General features: G+C 47.5%; 15 protein-coding genes and 1 riboswitch. All 15 genes read left to right on the top strand.

All coding sequences use genetic code 11. The annotated features are described in order from the left end of the window. Nucleotides 1-226 precede the first annotated feature (226 nt). Nucleotides 227-2365: a DNA topoisomerase III gene (locus tag ACFQV5_RS00910; RefSeq protein ID WP_379242679.1), complete on the top strand. Its 2139-nt coding sequence runs from the start codon at nucleotides 227-229 to the stop codon at nucleotides 2363-2365. 94 nt (nucleotides 2366-2459) lie between these two features. After that, nucleotides 2460-2597: a hypothetical protein gene (locus tag ACFQV5_RS00915; RefSeq protein ID WP_379242681.1), complete on the top strand. Its 138-nt coding sequence runs from the start codon at nucleotides 2460-2462 to the stop codon at nucleotides 2595-2597. Nucleotides 2598-2805: 208 nt separating this feature from the next. After that, nucleotides 2806-3069, top strand: coding sequence for a DUF1294 domain-containing protein (locus tag ACFQV5_RS00920; protein ID WP_379242683.1), 264 nt, complete (start codon nucleotides 2806-2808; stop codon nucleotides 3067-3069). 116 nt (nucleotides 3070-3185) lie between these two features. Further along, the gene (locus ACFQV5_RS00925) at nucleotides 3186-3620 is read left to right on the top strand and encodes a universal stress protein (RefSeq protein ID WP_379242685.1); all 435 of its coding nucleotides are present in this window, start codon (nucleotides 3186-3188) and stop codon (nucleotides 3618-3620) included. 178 nt (nucleotides 3621-3798) lie between these two features. Beyond that, a riboswitch (purine riboswitch) is annotated at nucleotides 3799-3900 on the top strand. A 189-nt stretch (nucleotides 3901-4089) separates the two neighbouring features. Beyond that, complete coding sequence (purE, locus tag ACFQV5_RS00930; RefSeq protein ID WP_379243135.1) at nucleotides 4090-4575, top strand: 5-(carboxyamino)imidazole ribonucleotide mutase; 486 nt, start codon at nucleotides 4090-4092, stop codon at nucleotides 4573-4575. After that, the gene (purK, locus tag ACFQV5_RS00935; RefSeq protein ID WP_379242687.1) at nucleotides 4572-5756 is read left to right on the top strand and encodes a 5-(carboxyamino)imidazole ribonucleotide synthase; all 1185 of its coding nucleotides are present in this window, start codon (nucleotides 4572-4574) and stop codon (nucleotides 5754-5756) included. The genes purE and purK overlap by 4 nt, the downstream gene beginning before the upstream one ends. 3 nt (nucleotides 5757-5759) lie before the next feature. Next, a complete protein-coding gene (gene purB / locus ACFQV5_RS00940) occupies nucleotides 5760-7058 on the top strand; it encodes an adenylosuccinate lyase (RefSeq protein ID WP_379242689.1) in 1299 nt (432 codons plus the stop codon). Nucleotides 7059-7136: 78 nt separating this feature from the next. Then, nucleotides 7137-8039 (top strand): phosphoribosylaminoimidazolesuccinocarboxamide synthase, encoded by a 903-nt coding sequence (locus ACFQV5_RS00945; protein ID WP_379242691.1) that lies wholly within the window; start codon nucleotides 7137-7139, stop codon nucleotides 8037-8039. A 43-nt stretch (nucleotides 8040-8082) separates the two neighbouring features. Next, nucleotides 8083-8328, top strand: coding sequence for a phosphoribosylformylglycinamidine synthase subunit PurS (gene purS / locus ACFQV5_RS00950; protein ID WP_379242693.1), 246 nt, complete (start codon nucleotides 8083-8085; stop codon nucleotides 8326-8328). A 2-nt stretch (nucleotides 8329-8330) separates the two neighbouring features. Beyond that, entirely contained in the window at nucleotides 8331-9020 is a 690-nt protein-coding gene (gene purQ / locus ACFQV5_RS00955) for a phosphoribosylformylglycinamidine synthase subunit PurQ (RefSeq protein WP_379242695.1), read from the top strand. Next, the gene (gene purL, locus ACFQV5_RS00960; RefSeq protein ID WP_379242697.1) at nucleotides 8995-11241 is read left to right on the top strand and encodes a phosphoribosylformylglycinamidine synthase subunit PurL; all 2247 of its coding nucleotides are present in this window, start codon (nucleotides 8995-8997) and stop codon (nucleotides 11239-11241) included. The genes purQ and purL overlap by 26 nt, the downstream gene beginning before the upstream one ends. Beyond that, nucleotides 11226-12704 carry an amidophosphoribosyltransferase gene (gene purF, locus ACFQV5_RS00965; RefSeq protein WP_379242700.1) on the top strand — a complete coding sequence of 493 codons (1479 nt, stop codon included), beginning with the start codon at nucleotides 11226-11228 and terminating at the stop codon, nucleotides 12702-12704. The genes purL and purF overlap by 16 nt, the downstream gene beginning before the upstream one ends. 134 nt (nucleotides 12705-12838) lie before the next feature. Then, entirely contained in the window at nucleotides 12839-13879 is a 1041-nt protein-coding gene (gene purM, locus ACFQV5_RS00970; protein ID WP_379242702.1) for a phosphoribosylformylglycinamidine cyclo-ligase, read from the top strand. Further along, entirely contained in the window at nucleotides 13879-14502 is a 624-nt protein-coding gene (purN, locus tag ACFQV5_RS00975; RefSeq protein WP_379242704.1) for a phosphoribosylglycinamide formyltransferase, read from the top strand. The genes purM and purN overlap by 1 nt, the downstream gene beginning before the upstream one ends. 274 nt (nucleotides 14503-14776) lie before the next feature. Beyond that, nucleotides 14777-16324: a bifunctional phosphoribosylaminoimidazolecarboxamide formyltransferase/IMP cyclohydrolase gene (gene purH / locus ACFQV5_RS00980; RefSeq protein WP_379242706.1), complete on the top strand. Its 1548-nt coding sequence runs from the start codon at nucleotides 14777-14779 to the stop codon at nucleotides 16322-16324. Nucleotides 16325-16431 lie beyond the last annotated feature (107 nt).

Here is a 16431-nt window from a genome sequence, read left to right on the forward strand (position 1 = left end):
CAATCATTTATATTTTTATACAATGACTTTTTGAAACCTTAAATGGGGCATCTGTATATGTAGATGAGGATCATGAAAGGCTGTCCGAATAATAATAGGTAGACATACAGTTGATAGTCTTTTATTAAGAGCAGGCTTTCCGTGGCAGATATGCTATTGGAGGCCTGTTTTTTGTGGATAAAAGGGCGGAAGGTTATAATAGAAGTTACAGAGGAAGGGGAGGGCTATGAAAGCATTAGTATTGGCGGAGAAGCCGTCGGTTGCAAGGGAAATTGCGCGGGTCATGGGGAGCCGCGAGAAGCATAAGAATTATTTTGAAGGGCCGAAATATGTAGTTACCTGGGCGCTCGGACATTTGGTGGGTCTTGCTGAGCCAGAGGATTATGATCATAAGTATCAAACATGGGCATTGGAAGATTTGCCGATCCTGCCGGATAAGATGAAGCTGAAGGTGCTTCGAGAGACCAGCCATCAATTTAAAACAGTACAGGCACTGCTTAAGCGTAAGGATATCGGAGAGATGATTGTTGCTACCGATGCGGCTCGCGAGGGAGAGCTTCTGGCGCGCTGGATATTAAATATGGCGAAATGGAATAAGCCGTTTAAACGGTTGTGGATTTCATCCCAAACGGATAAGGCAATTAAGGAAGGCTTTGCTTCACTTAAGCCTGGCAGTCAATTCGATCGGTTATATGAATCAGCTCGCTGCCGGGCAGAAGCTGACTGGATGGTCGGACTCAATGTAACGCGTGCCTTAACTTGTAAATTCAACGCTCAACTATCAGCAGGCCGTGTTCAGACTCCAACACTGGGAATGATTATGGAACGGGAGAAGGAGATTACAAGCTTCCGCTCTCAGGAGTACGACACGATCAGTGTGGACTTAGGTCATTTTGAAGCTTCATGGCGTGCATCTGGTGGAGACGGACGTCTCTTTGACAAGAACCAATCTGAGAAGTTGAAGCAGAAGTTGGATGGCCGTACAGGGAAGATTACTAGCGTGAAGAAAAGCGAGAAAGTTGAGCCTCATCCACTGGCATACGATTTAACGGAGTTACAGCGGGATGCGAACCGGCGCTTCGGATTCTCGGCAAAGCAAACGTCCAATGTACTGCAGAAGCTTTATGAACAGCATAAGCTGGTTACTTATCCACGTACAGATAGCCGTTATCTTACTTCGGATATGGTTTCGACTTTGAAAGAGCGGTTGGAGAGTGTTGCTGTCGGACCGTACGCCGGGCTAGCTCGTCCGCTTCTTCGTAAGAACCTCTCACCAGGCAAAAGAGTTGTGGATGACAGCAAGGTTACCGACCACCATGCCATTATTCCGACGGAAGAGGCCGTTCTGCTGAATAAGCTGAGCACCGATGAACGGAAACTGTACGATTTGATCGTACGCCGATTCATCAGTTTATTCTATCCACCTGCTAAGTATGATGCTGTAACGGTTACCGTTCAGATTGAGGGAGAGACCTTCAGTGCTAAAGGAACGACCGTTAAAGATAGCGGATGGCGCGAGGTGTATGGCGGCGATTATGAGGATGAAGGTGACGACGACCATCCGGATTCGAGCGGCACAGGATCAACAGGAAGATTGCTTCCCGAGCTTTCGGAAGGCGAGAAAGTTACCGTTCGTCGCTGTATCGTAAAATCAGGACGGACACAACCGCCTAAACGCTATAACGAAGCGGCACTGCTATCCCAGATGGAGAAGCATGGTCTTGGAACACCTGCAACAAGGGCAGATATCATTGAGAAGCTTGTGAGCTCAGATACGATTGAACGTCAGGGGTCGGCTCTTCATCCTACAGGAAAAGGGAAACAGTTGATCGAGCTTGTCGCTCCTGCACTAAGAACACCAGAACTGACAGCACGCTGGGAGGCAGATTTGGAGCGGATTGCGAAGGGACAAGGCAAGTCAGAGCCATTCCTGCGCGGTATTCGTGATATGACCAAGGAGCTGGTGTCTGGTGTGAAAGGCAGTGATGCGGAGTACAAACCGCATAATGTCTCAAATAGCCACTGCCCTGATTGTGGAACAAGACTACTGGAGAAGAAGACGAAGCGCGGAAAGCTTCTTGTATGTCCAAGTGAGGATTGTGGATACAAGCGCTCTGGTGAGAAGAGATTGTCCAATCGTCGCTGCCCGCAGTGTCATAAGAAGATGGAGATGAAGGAAGGCAAAGCGGGACTTTTCGTTCAATGTCTGGGATGCGGGATTACCGAAACGCTGAACAAGGACAACAAGCGTATTAACAAGCGGGAAGAGCGTAAACTTGTGCAGCAATTCAGCAAGCAGGAATCAATCGGCTCTAACTTGGGAGATCTGCTTAAGGCAGCTTTGGAGAAGAGCAAATCGGAATAGATTGAGTTAAAGTATGAGAGAGTTCTGGGAAGATAAAGATTGAGGCATAACCTGTCGTGGAATAGTTCATTCTACGAACAGGAGGTGATATACCGTGCCGCATCATAAGTCGCGAAAAACGGAGAATCAACAGAACAAATCGAGCATTCTGGAAGAGAGTAAGACACTTAAACCTAAGAAAGCCAATGATTATGTTCCGAGTCTGAATGAAATTTCTAAACAGGATTCTTAAGCTTTGCTCTAAATAAGGTGAATGATCCGGCTACCCGCGAAAAATGGACACGAAAGACAATGTGATCGTTTTTCGTGGGTGTAATGCCGGTTAATACTGCAAAAATGGATCATTGTATTCAACAATTCATAGTTCTATAATATAGATAGAAGCTATGATACCTGTCAGATTTAAGGATTTGACTGGGGATTGGAGGTGCGGATCGACCTTGAGAACCGCGCTGGGTGTCTGGTTTATTTTTATTAATGCCGTGGCCTATCTGGTCATGTCCGAAGACAAGCGGCGAGCTCGTCTCGGCAGGGATCGTGTCCCTGAGAAGACGCTATTCTTATTAGCAGCTGTTGGAGGAGCTCTCGGTGTATGGGTTGCCATGTACCGTAAAAGGCATAAAACGAGGCATCTATCGTTTAAGATTGGCGTGCCATTATTATTATTTTTGAATGCTATTTTGTATGGGTATCTATGGAAGTGAACACAAGCCTACATAATTTCTGTTTCTAAGAACTCGCGGTAGAATCGTTTCATTTCATGTGTAATGGTTTAATGTTGAGCAGTTCGTCTTAACACACAGAGAAAGAGGTGGCCTGTATGCTATTCAACAAAATTTTGTTAGCCTATGACGGCTCTAAAGCTTCTATTAAAGCGCTCGGTCGAGCTGTTGAGCTTGCCAAAGTGACGCCAGGGTCTACTCTGGATATCGTTCATGCGTTTGAATTCCCACGTTTTTTTGTCGGTGAGGGTATTGCTCCTATTCCGGCGTCGGTAAATAAAGAAATTTATGATCTAGCCGAGCAAACAACGGAAGAGCTTAAAGAGCGGATGGCAAATGCACAGGTTGATGGTAGAGTTCAAATGATTCAAGGACCTCCTGCAGAAGTTATTCTGGAATACGCGAAACAAAATGAAATAGATCTAATCATTATCGGCAGCCGCGGTTTAGGCGGTATTCGGGAGTTTGTTCTCGGTAGTGTCAGCCACAATGTGGTTCAGCATGCCAAGGTCCCCGTACTGGTCGTAAAATAATATATTTTTCAAACACAAGGGATGCTTGAGAGCATCCCTTTTTGTTATAGGGCTCCAGGACTAAAAAACGAACAATATTTTTCGAGATTATCAGAATGTTCGTGTTTAGGTTGACATGGAGTGTCAGAGATTGATAAACTGGACTTAATTAAGTTCAATTTATCTGATGAAATGTAAATTAAGTAAATTAAATACTTCTCGTATAAAGCTGGGGATATGGCCCGGAAGTTTCTACCCGAAGACCTTAAATTTTCGGACTACGAGGGAATACGGCACTGCTACTTGGGGCAGATTTCTGCTTCGGTAGCGAAGCGCGAGGTGCTTATTTTGTCTCGATATGTGATGACATCGTGATGCCGAAGCGGTATTCCCCCGAAAGTCCGGTATCCCGCACATGAATGAAGGGAAATCGGACTTTATTTTTTACGAAGAGATTGTTTTGAATATTTTAATGAAAGCAGGTGCAATCATGGCGGTGCAGGTAGCGGTCATAATGGGAAGTAAATCCGATTGGGACACCATGTCTCATGCTTGTGAGGTGCTTGATGAGCTCGGGATAGCCTATGAGAAAAAGGTTATCTCAGCACACCGGACACCGGATCTGATGTTCAAGTTCGCTGAAGAGGCCGAAGGACGCGGCATTCGCGTCATTATTGCAGGCGCTGGAGGTGCTGCGCATCTTCCCGGCATGGTAGCTGCTAAGACAGTGTTACCTGTCATAGGTGTCCCTGTTAAATCGAAAGCGCTCAAGGGACTCGATTCGCTCCTTTCTATCGTGCAGATGCCAGGCGGGGTTCCGGTTGCTACCGTGGCGATCGGTAAAGCTGGTGCAACAAATGCGGGCCTGCTTGCGGCTCAAATTCTGGGTGCGGCAGATGCAGATATCCGTGCGAGAGTGCAGCAACGGCGTGATCGAACACGTGATGAGGTATTGAAAGGCAGTGACGATCTATGACGGAAAATGTGATTCGGCGTGTTCATAAAAGCGACGAGCCACTAGCTCCGGGATCGGTCATCGGCGTTCTTGGAGGCGGGCAATTGGGGCGGATGATGGCTCTTGACGGCACTCGGATGGGCTACAAGTTCATCACACTTGATCCGCAGCCGGATTCACCGCTTGGTCAAATATCGGAGCAAATAACTGCAGCATATAACAACGCGGATGCAGCTGGAGAACTCGCAGCTAAAGCGGATGTAATTACTTATGAATTCGAGAATGTGGATGCAGGCGTAGCAGCGCTGCTAGAAGAACGGTCCTATGTTCCGCAAGGGAGCAAGCTGCTCTATACGACACAGCATCGCCTTCGTGAGAAGGCGGCTATCGAAGCGGCCGGTGTCCCGGTAGCTCCATACCGGGAAATTACAAGCTTGGAAAGCTTGCAGAAAGCGGTAGCTGAACTTGGGTTGCCATGTGTGCTCAAGACGGCTACCGGTGGTTATGACGGAAAAGGTCAGGCCGTTCTCCGGCAGGAGGAACAGCTTGAATCAGCTTATAGAGAACTTGCCTCGACAGGCGCAGAGCTTGTTCTCGAGAAGTTCATCAAGTTTACAAGTGAAATATCAGTTATTGCGGCGCGTACGCCGGATGGCGAAGTGAAGAGCTTTCCGCCTGCTGAGAATGTTCATGTAAACAACATCCTTCATCTGTCTATTGTTCCGGCACGGATACCGACTGAGGTACAGCACAAAGCATGTCAACTCGCTGAGCGGGTGGCGAAAGGCTTAAATGCTGTAGGGCTTCTAGCGGTAGAGATGTTCCTTACAGAAGATGGTTCACTTTATGTGAACGAAGTTGCGCCAAGACCACATAATTCGGGACACTACACGATGGAAGCATGCGCTACCTCTCAATTCGAACAGCATGTCAGAGCGATATGTAATCTTCCTCTGGGAGATACAACACTGCTTAGTCCAGTTGTGATGGTAAATGTGCTGGGGCAACATTTGGATGAAGTGATCGGTAGATCCATAGTGCAGGATCAGGCGGCGATATCTCTTGGTATTGTTCCTAAGCTTCATTTATATGGTAAGAGCGACAGCAAGCATAACCGCAAAATGGGCCATATCAATCTGTTATGCGGTAATGTTGAAGATGCGCTCGAATGGGTAAAGCAAACTAATATTTGGAGGCATTAAAATATGATCGAACGTTACAGCAGACCGGAAATGCGGGCTATCTGGACCGAGGAGAATAAATTCAGAGCATGGCTTGAGGTTGAACTTTGTGCATGTGAGGCTTGGGCTGAACTTGGTGTTATACCTAAAGAAGATACAGTGGAGCTTCGCAAGAACGCTTCCTTTGATATCGAGCGCATCTATGAAATTGAACAAGAAACTCGGCATGATGTTATTGCTTTTACCCGGGCTGTTTCCGAAACTCTAGGTCCGGAACGCAAATGGGTTCATTACGGTCTAACTTCCACGGATGTTGTAGATACGGCTAACGGCTATCTTTTGAAGCAAGCGAATGAAATCCTGGAGCAGGACATACTTCGTTTTATCGGCATTCTGAGAGAGAAAGCTCTTGCTTATAAACACACACCGATGATGGGCCGGACGCATGGTGTACATGCAGAGCCAACAACCTTTGGTCTGAAGATGGCGCTGTGGCACGAGGAAATGATTCGCAATCTGGAGCGCTTCCGTCATGCAGCTGATGGCGTACAGTACGGTAAAATCTCTGGCGCTGTAGGCACATACGCGAACATTGACCCTTCGGTAGAACAGTTCGTCTGTGAGAAGCTGGGAACGAAGGCTGCTCATATCTCGACTCAGACGCTTCAACGTGACCGTCATGCTGAATATATGGCAACACTAGCGCTGATCGCCACTTCGCTTGATAAATTCGCTACGGAAGTGCGTGCGCTCCAGAAGAGTGAAGTGCGTGAAGTGGAAGAAGCTTTTGCTAAAGGTCAAAAAGGATCTTCGGCGATGCCGCATAAACGGAATCCGATTGGCTCCGAGAACATTTCAGGTCTTGCTCGTGTTATCCGCGGTCATATGGTTTCTGCATACGAGAATGTGCCACTCTGGCACGAACGGGATATTTCCCACTCCTCCGTGGAACGTATTATTCTGCCAGATGCGACGATGCTTCTGAATTACATGCTGAACCGCTTCGGTAATATTGTGAAGAACCTAACCGTATTCCCTGAGAATATGAAGCGCAATATGGCACGTACCTTCGGTGTTCCGTTCTCCGGCCGCGTGATGACGAAGCTGATCGACAAAGGCTTCAGCCGGGAACAAGCTTACGATACGGTACAGCCAAGAGCGATGCAGGCTTGGGAGGAACAGCGTCAATTCCGTGAGATCGTTGAGTCGACACCTGAAATTACGGAAGTGCTAAGCCCTGAAGAGATCGAGGATGCGTTTAATCCGAGCTGGCATTTGAAACATGTAGATACGATTTTCGAAAAATTGGGCTTGAACGAATAGTAGAGCAGTCGCTTCTCTATAACTGCCAAGATTACGGCCGCTGTTAAGCGGCCCCCGTTAACAAGGGAGTGAGATGACATGGCATTACCTGCGCTTTCTACGGCTGTTGATTTAGTTAATGCGCCTTTACTTTATAAAGGCAAGGTTCGTGAACTGTATGATCTCGGAGAACACATGCTGATCGTGGTCACGGACCGGATCTCAGCGTTCGACTATGTACTGGACCCGCCTGTTCCCGCTAAAGGAACGGTGCTGAACAACCTTAGTACGTTCTGGTTTGGGCTGACGGAACAGTTGATTGAGAATCATGTCGTTCATACCGATGTGGAGCGGCTCGGTTCGATCATTAAGGACAAGGAGTTGCTCGGTGGCCGGATTATGGTTGCCCGCAAGGCTGAGCGTATCGATATGGAATGTGTCGTTCGCGGATATATTACCGGCGGCGGCTGGCGTCAATACCAAACGACCGGTGAAGTGAATGGAATCAAGCTTCCTGAAGGTATGCGTAAGAACGAAGCTTTTCCTGAGCCGATCTTTACACCGGCAGCCAAGAATGATGTCGGTCATGATGAGGATATCTCGATGGACCGTATGAAGGAGCTCATTGGCGAAGAGCTGGCGCTCGAACTTCAGCAACAGAGCTTGATGCTATATCGGTTCGCACGCGATTATTGTGCGGAGCGAGGAATTATTTTGGCAGATTGCAAATTCGAATTTGGCCTGATCGATGGAAAAGTCATCTTGATCGACGAAATCTTCACCCCGGATTCATCCCGTTTCTGGGATAAGGCGAATTACGCGCTGGACATTGAGATTGACAGTATGGATAAAGAGCCTGTGCGTACATACTTGGCGTCATCGGACTGGGATAAGAACAGTAAACCTGATCCGTTGCCTGAGTCTGTCGTTCAGGAAACTACCAACCGTTATACCGATATTTACCGCCGGATTACGGCACCTAGTTTCACGAGTCAATCATAGCAGGCAATTATTCATATACGATACCGAGGAGGAACAGATAACGATGTTGAAAGCTAAGGTCTATGTCACCATCAAGCAAAGCGTATTGGATCCACAAGGGGTAGCAGTTCAAGGAGCACTTCATTCTGTAGGGTTCAAGGAAGTGGAAAGCCTTCGGATCGGAAAGTATATGGAACTCGAGCTGGACACTGATAACCGCAAGGAAGCGGAAGAGCGTCTGCAGCAAATGTGCGAAAAGCTTTTGGCCAATACGGTAGTTGAAGATTACCGTTATGAATTGGAGGGCTAAACATGAGATTTGCAGTACTCGTCTTCCCTGGCTCCAACTGCGATATCGATTGTTATAAAGCAGTGGAAGCTATGGGAGAATCAGTGGATTATGTGTGGCATACAGAAACAGATCTGTCGCCTTATGATTGCATCTTGGTGCCTGGAGGCTTCTCTTACGGGGATTACCTTCGGTGCGGTGCGATTTCCCGGTTCGCCCCGGTCATGAACGAAGTGGCCAAAGCGGCGGAAGAAGGAAAATTCATTCTTGGGATTTGTAACGGATTTCAGATTTTGACAGAAGCAGGCCTCTTGCCAGGCGCACTTCGTCGTAACGAATCTATGAAATTCCGCTGTCATGATAGTGTGCTTAAGGTCGTTAATCATGAAACACCGTTTACAGATAGTTATTCAGAAGGACAAGAGATTGTCATTCCTATTGCTCACGGTGAAGGTAACTATTATTGCGATGAAGCTACACTTCAGCAGCTCCGGGACAACCGGCAAATCGTATTTACGTATAAGGATAATCCGAATGGATCGGTCGCAGATATTGCAGGAATCTGTAACGAGCGCGGCAATGTGCTTGGCATGATGCCTCACCCAGAACGGGCTATGAGCAGCCTGCTCGGATCGGAAGACGGAAAGGCAATGTTTACATCCATCATTCAGACATGGAGGGATCGTCATGGCGCAGCAACAAGTGTCCGCTAAAGAACCAACCGCTGAACAGGTCGCGGAGTTTAAGTTATATGAGCAAATGGGAGTATCGGACAGCGAGTACGATCTGATCTGTTCGTTTATGGGACGTAAACCTAACTATACAGAGATTGGCGTATTCAGCGTTATGTGGTCTGAGCACTGTGCGTATAAGAACTCGAAGCCTTTGCTTCGCAAGTTCCCAACTAGTGGTCCGCGCGTTCTTATGGGCCCGGGTGAGGGAGCAGGTATCGTAGATATCGGTGATAATCAAGCGGTTGTGTTCAAAATCGAAAGTCATAACCACCCATCAGCTGTTGAGCCATATCAAGGTGCAGCTACGGGTGTAGGCGGCATTATCCGTGATATTTTCTCCATGGGTGCAAGACCAGTGGCCCTACTGAACTCGCTTCGTTTCGGTAAGCTGGAGAGTGACCGTGTTAAATATTTGTTCGAGCATGTTGTATCCGGTATTGCCGGTTATGGTAACTGCATCGGTATTCCTACCGTTGGCGGAGAAGTTGTCTTTGATGAGAGTTATGAGGGTAACCCACTCGTTAATGCGATGTGTGTAGGTATTATCGATCATGATAAAATCCAACGCGGTGTAGCAAAAGGTGTAGGGAACCCCGTGTATTATGTTGGTCCTCCAACGGGTCGTGATGGTATTCACGGTGCAACCTTCGCTTCCGTTGAGTTAACAGAAGAGTCTGAGGCTAAACGTACAGCGGTTCAGGTTGGCGATCCGTTCATGGAGAAGCTGGTTATGGAATCTTGCTTGGAGTTGATTGATACCGGCATCGTGCTCGGTATTCAGGATATGGGCGCAGCGGGTCTGACCTGCTCAAGTGCAGAGATGGCAAGTAAGGCCGGTAATGGACTCGAGCTATACCTTGATCAAGTACCACAGCGTGAAGAGGGTATGACCCCGTACGAAATGATGTTATCTGAATCCCAGGAGCGCATGCTGTTCGTGGTAGAACCTAAGGACGAAGCGCAGGCGCTTGAAATATTCGAGCGTTGGGGTGTCATCTGTGCAAAAGTCGGTAAGGTAACGGATGACGGACGATTGAAACTGATTCATCATGGTGAAGTGGTTGGCGATATGCCGGTTAAAGCGCTGGTGGATGAATGTCCGGTATATAACAAACCTTCAGCTGTACCTGCTTATTATGAAGCTCAAGCTGAGGTGGATACACTTCGTTATGATGAAGTGAAAGATCTTGGCGGCGCATTGAAGCAAATTATTGGATCCCCAAGCCTTGCAAGCAAAGCATGGGTTTACAATCAGTATGATTATATGGTTCGTACCAGCACGGCAGTTCGCCCAGGTTCCGATGCGGCAGTAGTTACAGTGGACGGTACACGCAAGGCACTTGCGATGACAACAGACTGTAATGGACGTTATGTTTTCTTGGATCCTGAGCTTGGTGGAAAAATTGCTGTTAGTGAAGCAGCACGTAACATCGTCTGCTCCGGCGCTGAGCCACTCGCGATTACCGACAATTTGAACTTTGGTAGTCCTGAGAAACCGGATATTTTCTGGCAGATGGAACGTGCAGTGGATGGTATGGCAGAAGCTTGCCATGAGCTGAACACGCCGGTTATCGGCGGAAACGTCAGTCTGTACAACGAAAATGCGAAGGGTGCTATTTACCCGACTCCGGTTGTAGGTATGGTGGGCTTGATCCATGATACGGATCATATTACAACACAAGGATTCAAGTCAGAGGGCGATGTGATTTATCTGCTGGGCGAGACATTTGCTGAACTTGGCGGAAGTGAATTCCAAGCAATCTTGCACGGAGTTTCGGAAGGCAGACCTCCTGAACTGAATCTGGATACAGAGAAAAAGCTTCTGAATGGCGTACTCACTTCCATTCAGTCCGGTTTTGTTAGCTCTGCTCATGATGTGTCCGAAGGTGGACTTGCAGCAGCCTTGGCAGAAAGCTGCATTAGCGGTGGCGTAGGAGCTAGCGTGAACCTGACTACAGAGCTAAGAAATGATATTGCACTCTTCAGCGAAAGCCAGTCCCGTATTATTCTTTCTGCATCCCCTGGCAAACAGTCGGATCTGGAACAGCTTCTGAAGGAAGCGGCAGTTCCATTCGCTGTCATCGGTCAGGTGGGTGGAGACCAATTAAGCATCAACATTAACGGTACTTCCGCTATTCAAGAACCGGTGGAGGCTTTGAAATCCGTCTGGGAGGATGCCATTCCATGCCGAATGAAATAATACCGGAAGGATTATGGACTGGCGATTACTATAACGAAGGAACAGGACAGAGCGATATTTTTGATACGCTCAAAGAGGAATGCGGCGTGTTCGGGGTGTTTGGACACCCTGATGCCGCTTCACTGTCCTACTACGGGTTGCATGCACTGCAGCACCGGGGAGAAGAAAGCGCCGGCATTTGTGTGGCAGATGGACGTGAGTTCAACTATCACCGGGGTATGGGGCTTGTAAAGGAAGTATTCGATAAGGATGTGCTGGAATCCTTAACTGGTGATATGTCCATCGGACATGTTCGTTACTCCACCAGTGGAGATAGTAAGTTATCCAATGCACAGCCGCTTATTTTTAAATACCGCGAAGGTAATCTCGCCATTGCAACGAATGGTAACATCGTGAATGAACCACAGCTTAGACAAGAGTTGGAGAATGCGGGTTCGATCTTTCAGACAACGAGTGACACGGAAGTAATCGCTCATTTGATCGCACGCTCACCGAAAGACTTTGTCGAGGCGGCCAAGGATGCAATGCAGCGCCTGGTTGGTGGATTCGCATTTTTGATTATGACCAATGATAAAATGCTTGTTGCTTCAGATCCAAATGGACTGCGTCCTTTAACAATGGGCAGGCTTGGTGATGCGTATGTGTTCGCTTCGGAGACGTGTGCGATGGAAGTGATCGGAGCTGAAGCTGTGCGTGATATTGCGCCAGGTGAGCTGCTTGTGCTGGATCGGAACGGCTTGCATGAAGACCGTTATACAGAGGCTGGTCAAAAAGCATTGTGTGCAATGGAATACATTTATTTTTCCCGTCCGGACAGTGACCTGAACGGTTCGAACCTGCATTCGGCGCGTAAACGCATGGGGAGCAAGATGGCTCTTGAATCATTCGTTGATGCAGATGTTGTAACGGGCGTTCCCGATTCCAGTATTTCTGCAGCCATTGGATACGCGGAGCAGACTGGAATTCCTTATGAGCTTGGACTTATCAAGAATAAATATACCGGCCGGACATTCATTCAGCCGAGCCAGGAGCTACGTGAGCAGGGCGTTAAGATGAAGCTGAGTGCCGTGCGACGTGTTGTAGAAGGCAAGCGTGTAGTTATGATTGATGACTCTATTGTTCGAGGAACAACATCACGGCGGATTGTGAATTTGCTGCGTGAAGCGGGAGCTTCAGAAGTACATGTTCGGATCACTTCCCCACCATTTAAAAATCCTTGTTTCTACGGAATTGATACACCGAATCGAAAAGAGCTTATAGCTTCCGAGAAAAGTATAGCGGAAATATGCAAGGAAATTAATGCAGACTCCCTGTCTTTCCTTAGCACGGAAGGGTTGATTGCGGCAATTGGTGGCTATGACGAGAAAAGCCCAAAAGGCGGACTATGTCTAGCTTGCTTTGACAATGAGTACCCGACACAGATCGATTTTAAAGGTGAAGAAAAGATGGGCTGTGGCTGCTAATTTTATTCATTCCGGAGAGGCCTTTTCGAGAATGATGGTTATCTCCGGATCCTTTTCATTTATCTGGTGAGTCATTAAGGGCATTGAATATAACATGAATTGATTCTTTCTATTTAAAAAGGAGTGTTAAGCACGTGTCTGATACTTATAAAAACGCCGGTGTGGATATTGCAGCAGGTAACGAAGCTGTTGAACGGATGAAAAAGCACGTTAAAACAACTTTCAGACCTGAAGTTATGACGGATCTGGGCGGTTTTGGAGCTTTGTTTCAACTGAATAAAGACCAATATGAAGAGCCGGTTCTCGTCTCGGGCACCGACGGCGTCGGCACAAAGCTGAAGCTCGCATTTGCAATGGATCGTCATGATACCATTGGAATTGATGCTGTGGCCATGTGCGTAAACGACGTCGTGGTACAAGGGGCAGAGCCGCTCTTTTTTCTAGACTATTTAGCGTGTGACAAAGTGATTCCAGCTAAGATTGAGTCCATAGTCAAAGGAATTGCGGATGGTTGTAATCAAGCAGGATGTTCCCTGATCGGCGGCGAAACGGCTGAAATGCCTGGTATGTACGCTGAGGGCGAATACGACATTGCTGGCTTCACGGTCGGTATTGTCGACAAGAGCAAGATGATCAATGGATCAACGATTACTTCCGGAGACATCGTTCTTGGTTTAGCATCGAGTGGTGTACATAGCAATGGATTTTCACTCGTTCGCAAGCTTCTTCTGGAGCAATCCGGATATGCACTCGATCAGGAGCTGCCGGAGCTTGGCGCACGTCTTGGAGATGTGCTGCTTGAACCAACAAAGATTTATGTAAAACCACTGCTTGCTCTTCTGAAAGAGATTCAGGTGAAGGGTATGGCCCACATTACGGGCGGAGGATTTATTGAGAATATTCCACGTATGCTTCCAGCTAACGTCAATGTCGACATCGAATACGGCTCATGGCCGATTCTGCCGATCTTTAAACTGATGCAGGAACAAGGCAGCATTTCGAATAAAGACATGTTTACGACATTTAATATGGGTATTGGCATGGTTATTGTCGTTGCAGAGCAGGATGCGGATACAGCAGTTCAGTTGTTACGTTCTGCAGGTGAAGAACCCTATGTTATCGGACGTGTTACGGAGGGTGAACGCGAGGTTACCTTTACAGGAGCGAATGTGTAATGGGAGTGTTCCGGATTGCGGTATTCGCTTCCGGTAGGGGAAGCAATTTTCAAGCGCTTGTTGATGCACAATCAAACGGTTTGATAGACGGAGAGATTAGTCTCCTCGTGTGTGATAAGCCGCAGGCGGCCGTTGTAGAACGTGCCCGTAAGGCGGGTGTTGATTGTTTTTTGTTTCAGCCGAAGGATTACGCTTCGAGAGAAGACTACGAGCGTGAGATTGCAGCAGAGCTCAGCAAACGTGGTATCGATCTGATCGTTCTGGCGGGTTATATGCGTCTTTTAACCTCGGTTCTGGTAGAACCATATAGCGGCCGTATGATTAATATCCATCCATCTCTGTTACCTTCATTTTCGGGTAAAGATGCCATCAAGCAAGCGCTCGATTATGGAGTAAAGATGACAGGGATTACCGTTCATTTTGTCGATGGTGGGATGGATACCGGCCCGGTTATTGCTCAGCGTGCAGTGGAAATCCTGGAAGGGGATGACGAAGACTCCCTTTCCCAGCGTATCCATGCTATGGAGCAGCAGTTATATCCTGAAGTCGTAACCTGGTTTACTAAGGGAATGGTAGAGCTGAATGGGCGTAACGTGGCGATTGCTGCACCTGCAAAACGATAAAACCGGACAAGAGACACCGACAACTCGACATGTTCGATATTTCTCGGGAAATACTTTAGGAATTATCTCGTATCGACAGCATTTACGTAACGCCTCAGTTGAGTATGCATTTTGCATAAACCTATAGATTGATTTGCGAATCAACAATATATTGATTGGAATGAATTGGTAGTCACTTATCCATCAATATATTGTTTTACAGAGCGTCTATAATCGAATAATGCAATGCTGAGACTTATGGGGAATTTTCCACAATGATAGGGAGGAAATGAATGTGAGTATCAAAAGAGCACTGGTTAGTGTTTCAGATAAGACGGGAATCGTAGAGTTTTGCCGCGAATTGGCTTCTCTTGGCGTTGAGATTATTTCAACAGGAGGAACAAAAAGCTTGCTCGCCCAAGAAGGGGTGCCGGTCATCGGGATTTCGGACGTAACCGGATTTCCTGAAATCATGGACGGACGAGTAAAAACACTGCACCCGGCTGTGCACAGTGGCCTTCTGGCTGTTCGTGACAACAGTGAGCATCAACGTCAGATGCAGGAGCTCGGACTCGATTATATCGATCTGGTCGTTGTGAATTTGTATCCTTTCCAAGAAACGATTGCAAAGCCGGATGTCGCATACGAAGATGCTATCGAGAATATCGATATCGGTGGCCCAACGATGCTTCGCTCTGCTGCGAAAAACCACGCATTTGTTAGTGTTGTTGTCGATGCAGGCGACTATGATGCGGTTCTGGAAGAGATTCGTGCGGATGGCGATACGACACTTGAGACACGTAAGCGTCTAGCAGCAAAAGTGTTTCGTCATACCGGAGCTTACGACACATTGATTTCCGAGTATTTGTCGAATGTGACTGGCGATCCGTTGCCTGAGCGCTTCAGTGTAACCTATGAGAAGATCCAGAATCTTCGTTATGGGGAGAATCCGCATCAGAAAGCAGCATTCTACAAAAAACCGCTGGCACCAGCGGGTACGCTGACAACTGCAGAGCAGCTTCACGGTAAAGAGTTGTCTTATAACAACATTAATGACGCGAATGCAGCACTGCAGATCGTGAAGGAATTTGATGAGCCGGCTGTTGTAGCGGTTAAACATATGAATCCTTGTGGCGTGGGTGTGGGCACAAACGTGCTCGAAGCTTTCAAAAAAGCGTATGAAGCAGATACAACTTCCATCTTCGGAGGTATTGTTGCAGCTAACCGTACGATTGATGGGGCGACAGCTGAGCTGCTGAAGGATATTTTCCTGGAGATTATTTTGGCGCCGGACTTCACACCGGAAGCATTGGAGCTTCTGACGAAGAAGAAGAATATCCGTTTGCTGAAGATGGGCGAATTCGGTTCTGCGAAAGAACGTAAAAGTGTGCTTGCCGTCACTTCGATTGAAGGCGGTATGATCGTGCAAGAGAGCGATGTCCACTCTCTCGATGTGGATGATTTGAAAGTTGTTACAGATCGTAAGCCAACAGAGGAAGAGTTGAAACAGTTGCTGTTCGGCTGGAAAGTCGTGAAGCATGTGAAATCGAATGCGATTGTATTGGCTTCGGATGACATGACTGTAGGTGTGGGTGCTGGTCAGATGAACCGTGTCGGTTCCGCGCGCATCGCGATTGAACAAGCAGGCGAGAAGGCAAAAGGCGCTGTACTCGCTTCGGACGCATTCTTCCCGATGGGAGATACGCTCGAAATCGCTGCAAAAGCAGGGATTACCGCTGTTATTCAGCCTGGCGGTTCAGTGAAAGATGAAGAGTCGATTAAAGTGGCGAATGAGAACGGCATTGCGATGGTATTTACCGGCGTGAGACATTTTAAACACTAGAGTTAGATAAAGGAATCGTATATTCGGGGTAGACCTGGCATGATGCTGATACCCCGGGCGGTTCCTTTGCTGTATAAATGATTCATTTCATTAACCTATGTAAATGA

Source organism: Paenibacillus sp. GCM10028914, from assembly GCF_042666275.1.
In the GTDB taxonomy this organism is placed as follows: Bacteria; Bacillota; Bacilli; order Paenibacillales; family Paenibacillaceae; genus Paenibacillus_AQ.

Coding starts and splice junctions, on each gene's coding strand:
- ACFQV5_RS00910 (WP_379242679.1), top strand. CDS start 227: ATGAAAGCATTAGTATTGGCGGAGAAGCCGTCGGTTGCAAGGGAAATT.
- ACFQV5_RS00925 (WP_379242685.1), top strand. CDS start 3,186: ATGCTATTCAACAAAATTTTGTTAGCCTATGACGGCTCTAAAGCTTCT.
- purE (WP_379243135.1), top strand. CDS start 4,090: ATGGCGGTGCAGGTAGCGGTCATAATGGGAAGTAAATCCGATTGGGAC.
- purK (WP_379242687.1), top strand. CDS start 4,572: ATGACGGAAAATGTGATTCGGCGTGTTCATAAAAGCGACGAGCCACTA.
- purB (WP_379242689.1), top strand. CDS start 5,760: ATGATCGAACGTTACAGCAGACCGGAAATGCGGGCTATCTGGACCGAG.
- ACFQV5_RS00945 (WP_379242691.1), top strand. CDS start 7,137: ATGGCATTACCTGCGCTTTCTACGGCTGTTGATTTAGTTAATGCGCCT.
- purS (WP_379242693.1), top strand. CDS start 8,083: ATGTTGAAAGCTAAGGTCTATGTCACCATCAAGCAAAGCGTATTGGAT.
- purQ (WP_379242695.1), top strand. CDS start 8,331: ATGAGATTTGCAGTACTCGTCTTCCCTGGCTCCAACTGCGATATCGAT.
- purL (WP_379242697.1), top strand. CDS start 8,995: ATGGCGCAGCAACAAGTGTCCGCTAAAGAACCAACCGCTGAACAGGTC.
- purF (WP_379242700.1), top strand. CDS start 11,226: ATGCCGAATGAAATAATACCGGAAGGATTATGGACTGGCGATTACTAT.
- purN (WP_379242704.1), top strand. CDS start 13,879: ATGGGAGTGTTCCGGATTGCGGTATTCGCTTCCGGTAGGGGAAGCAAT.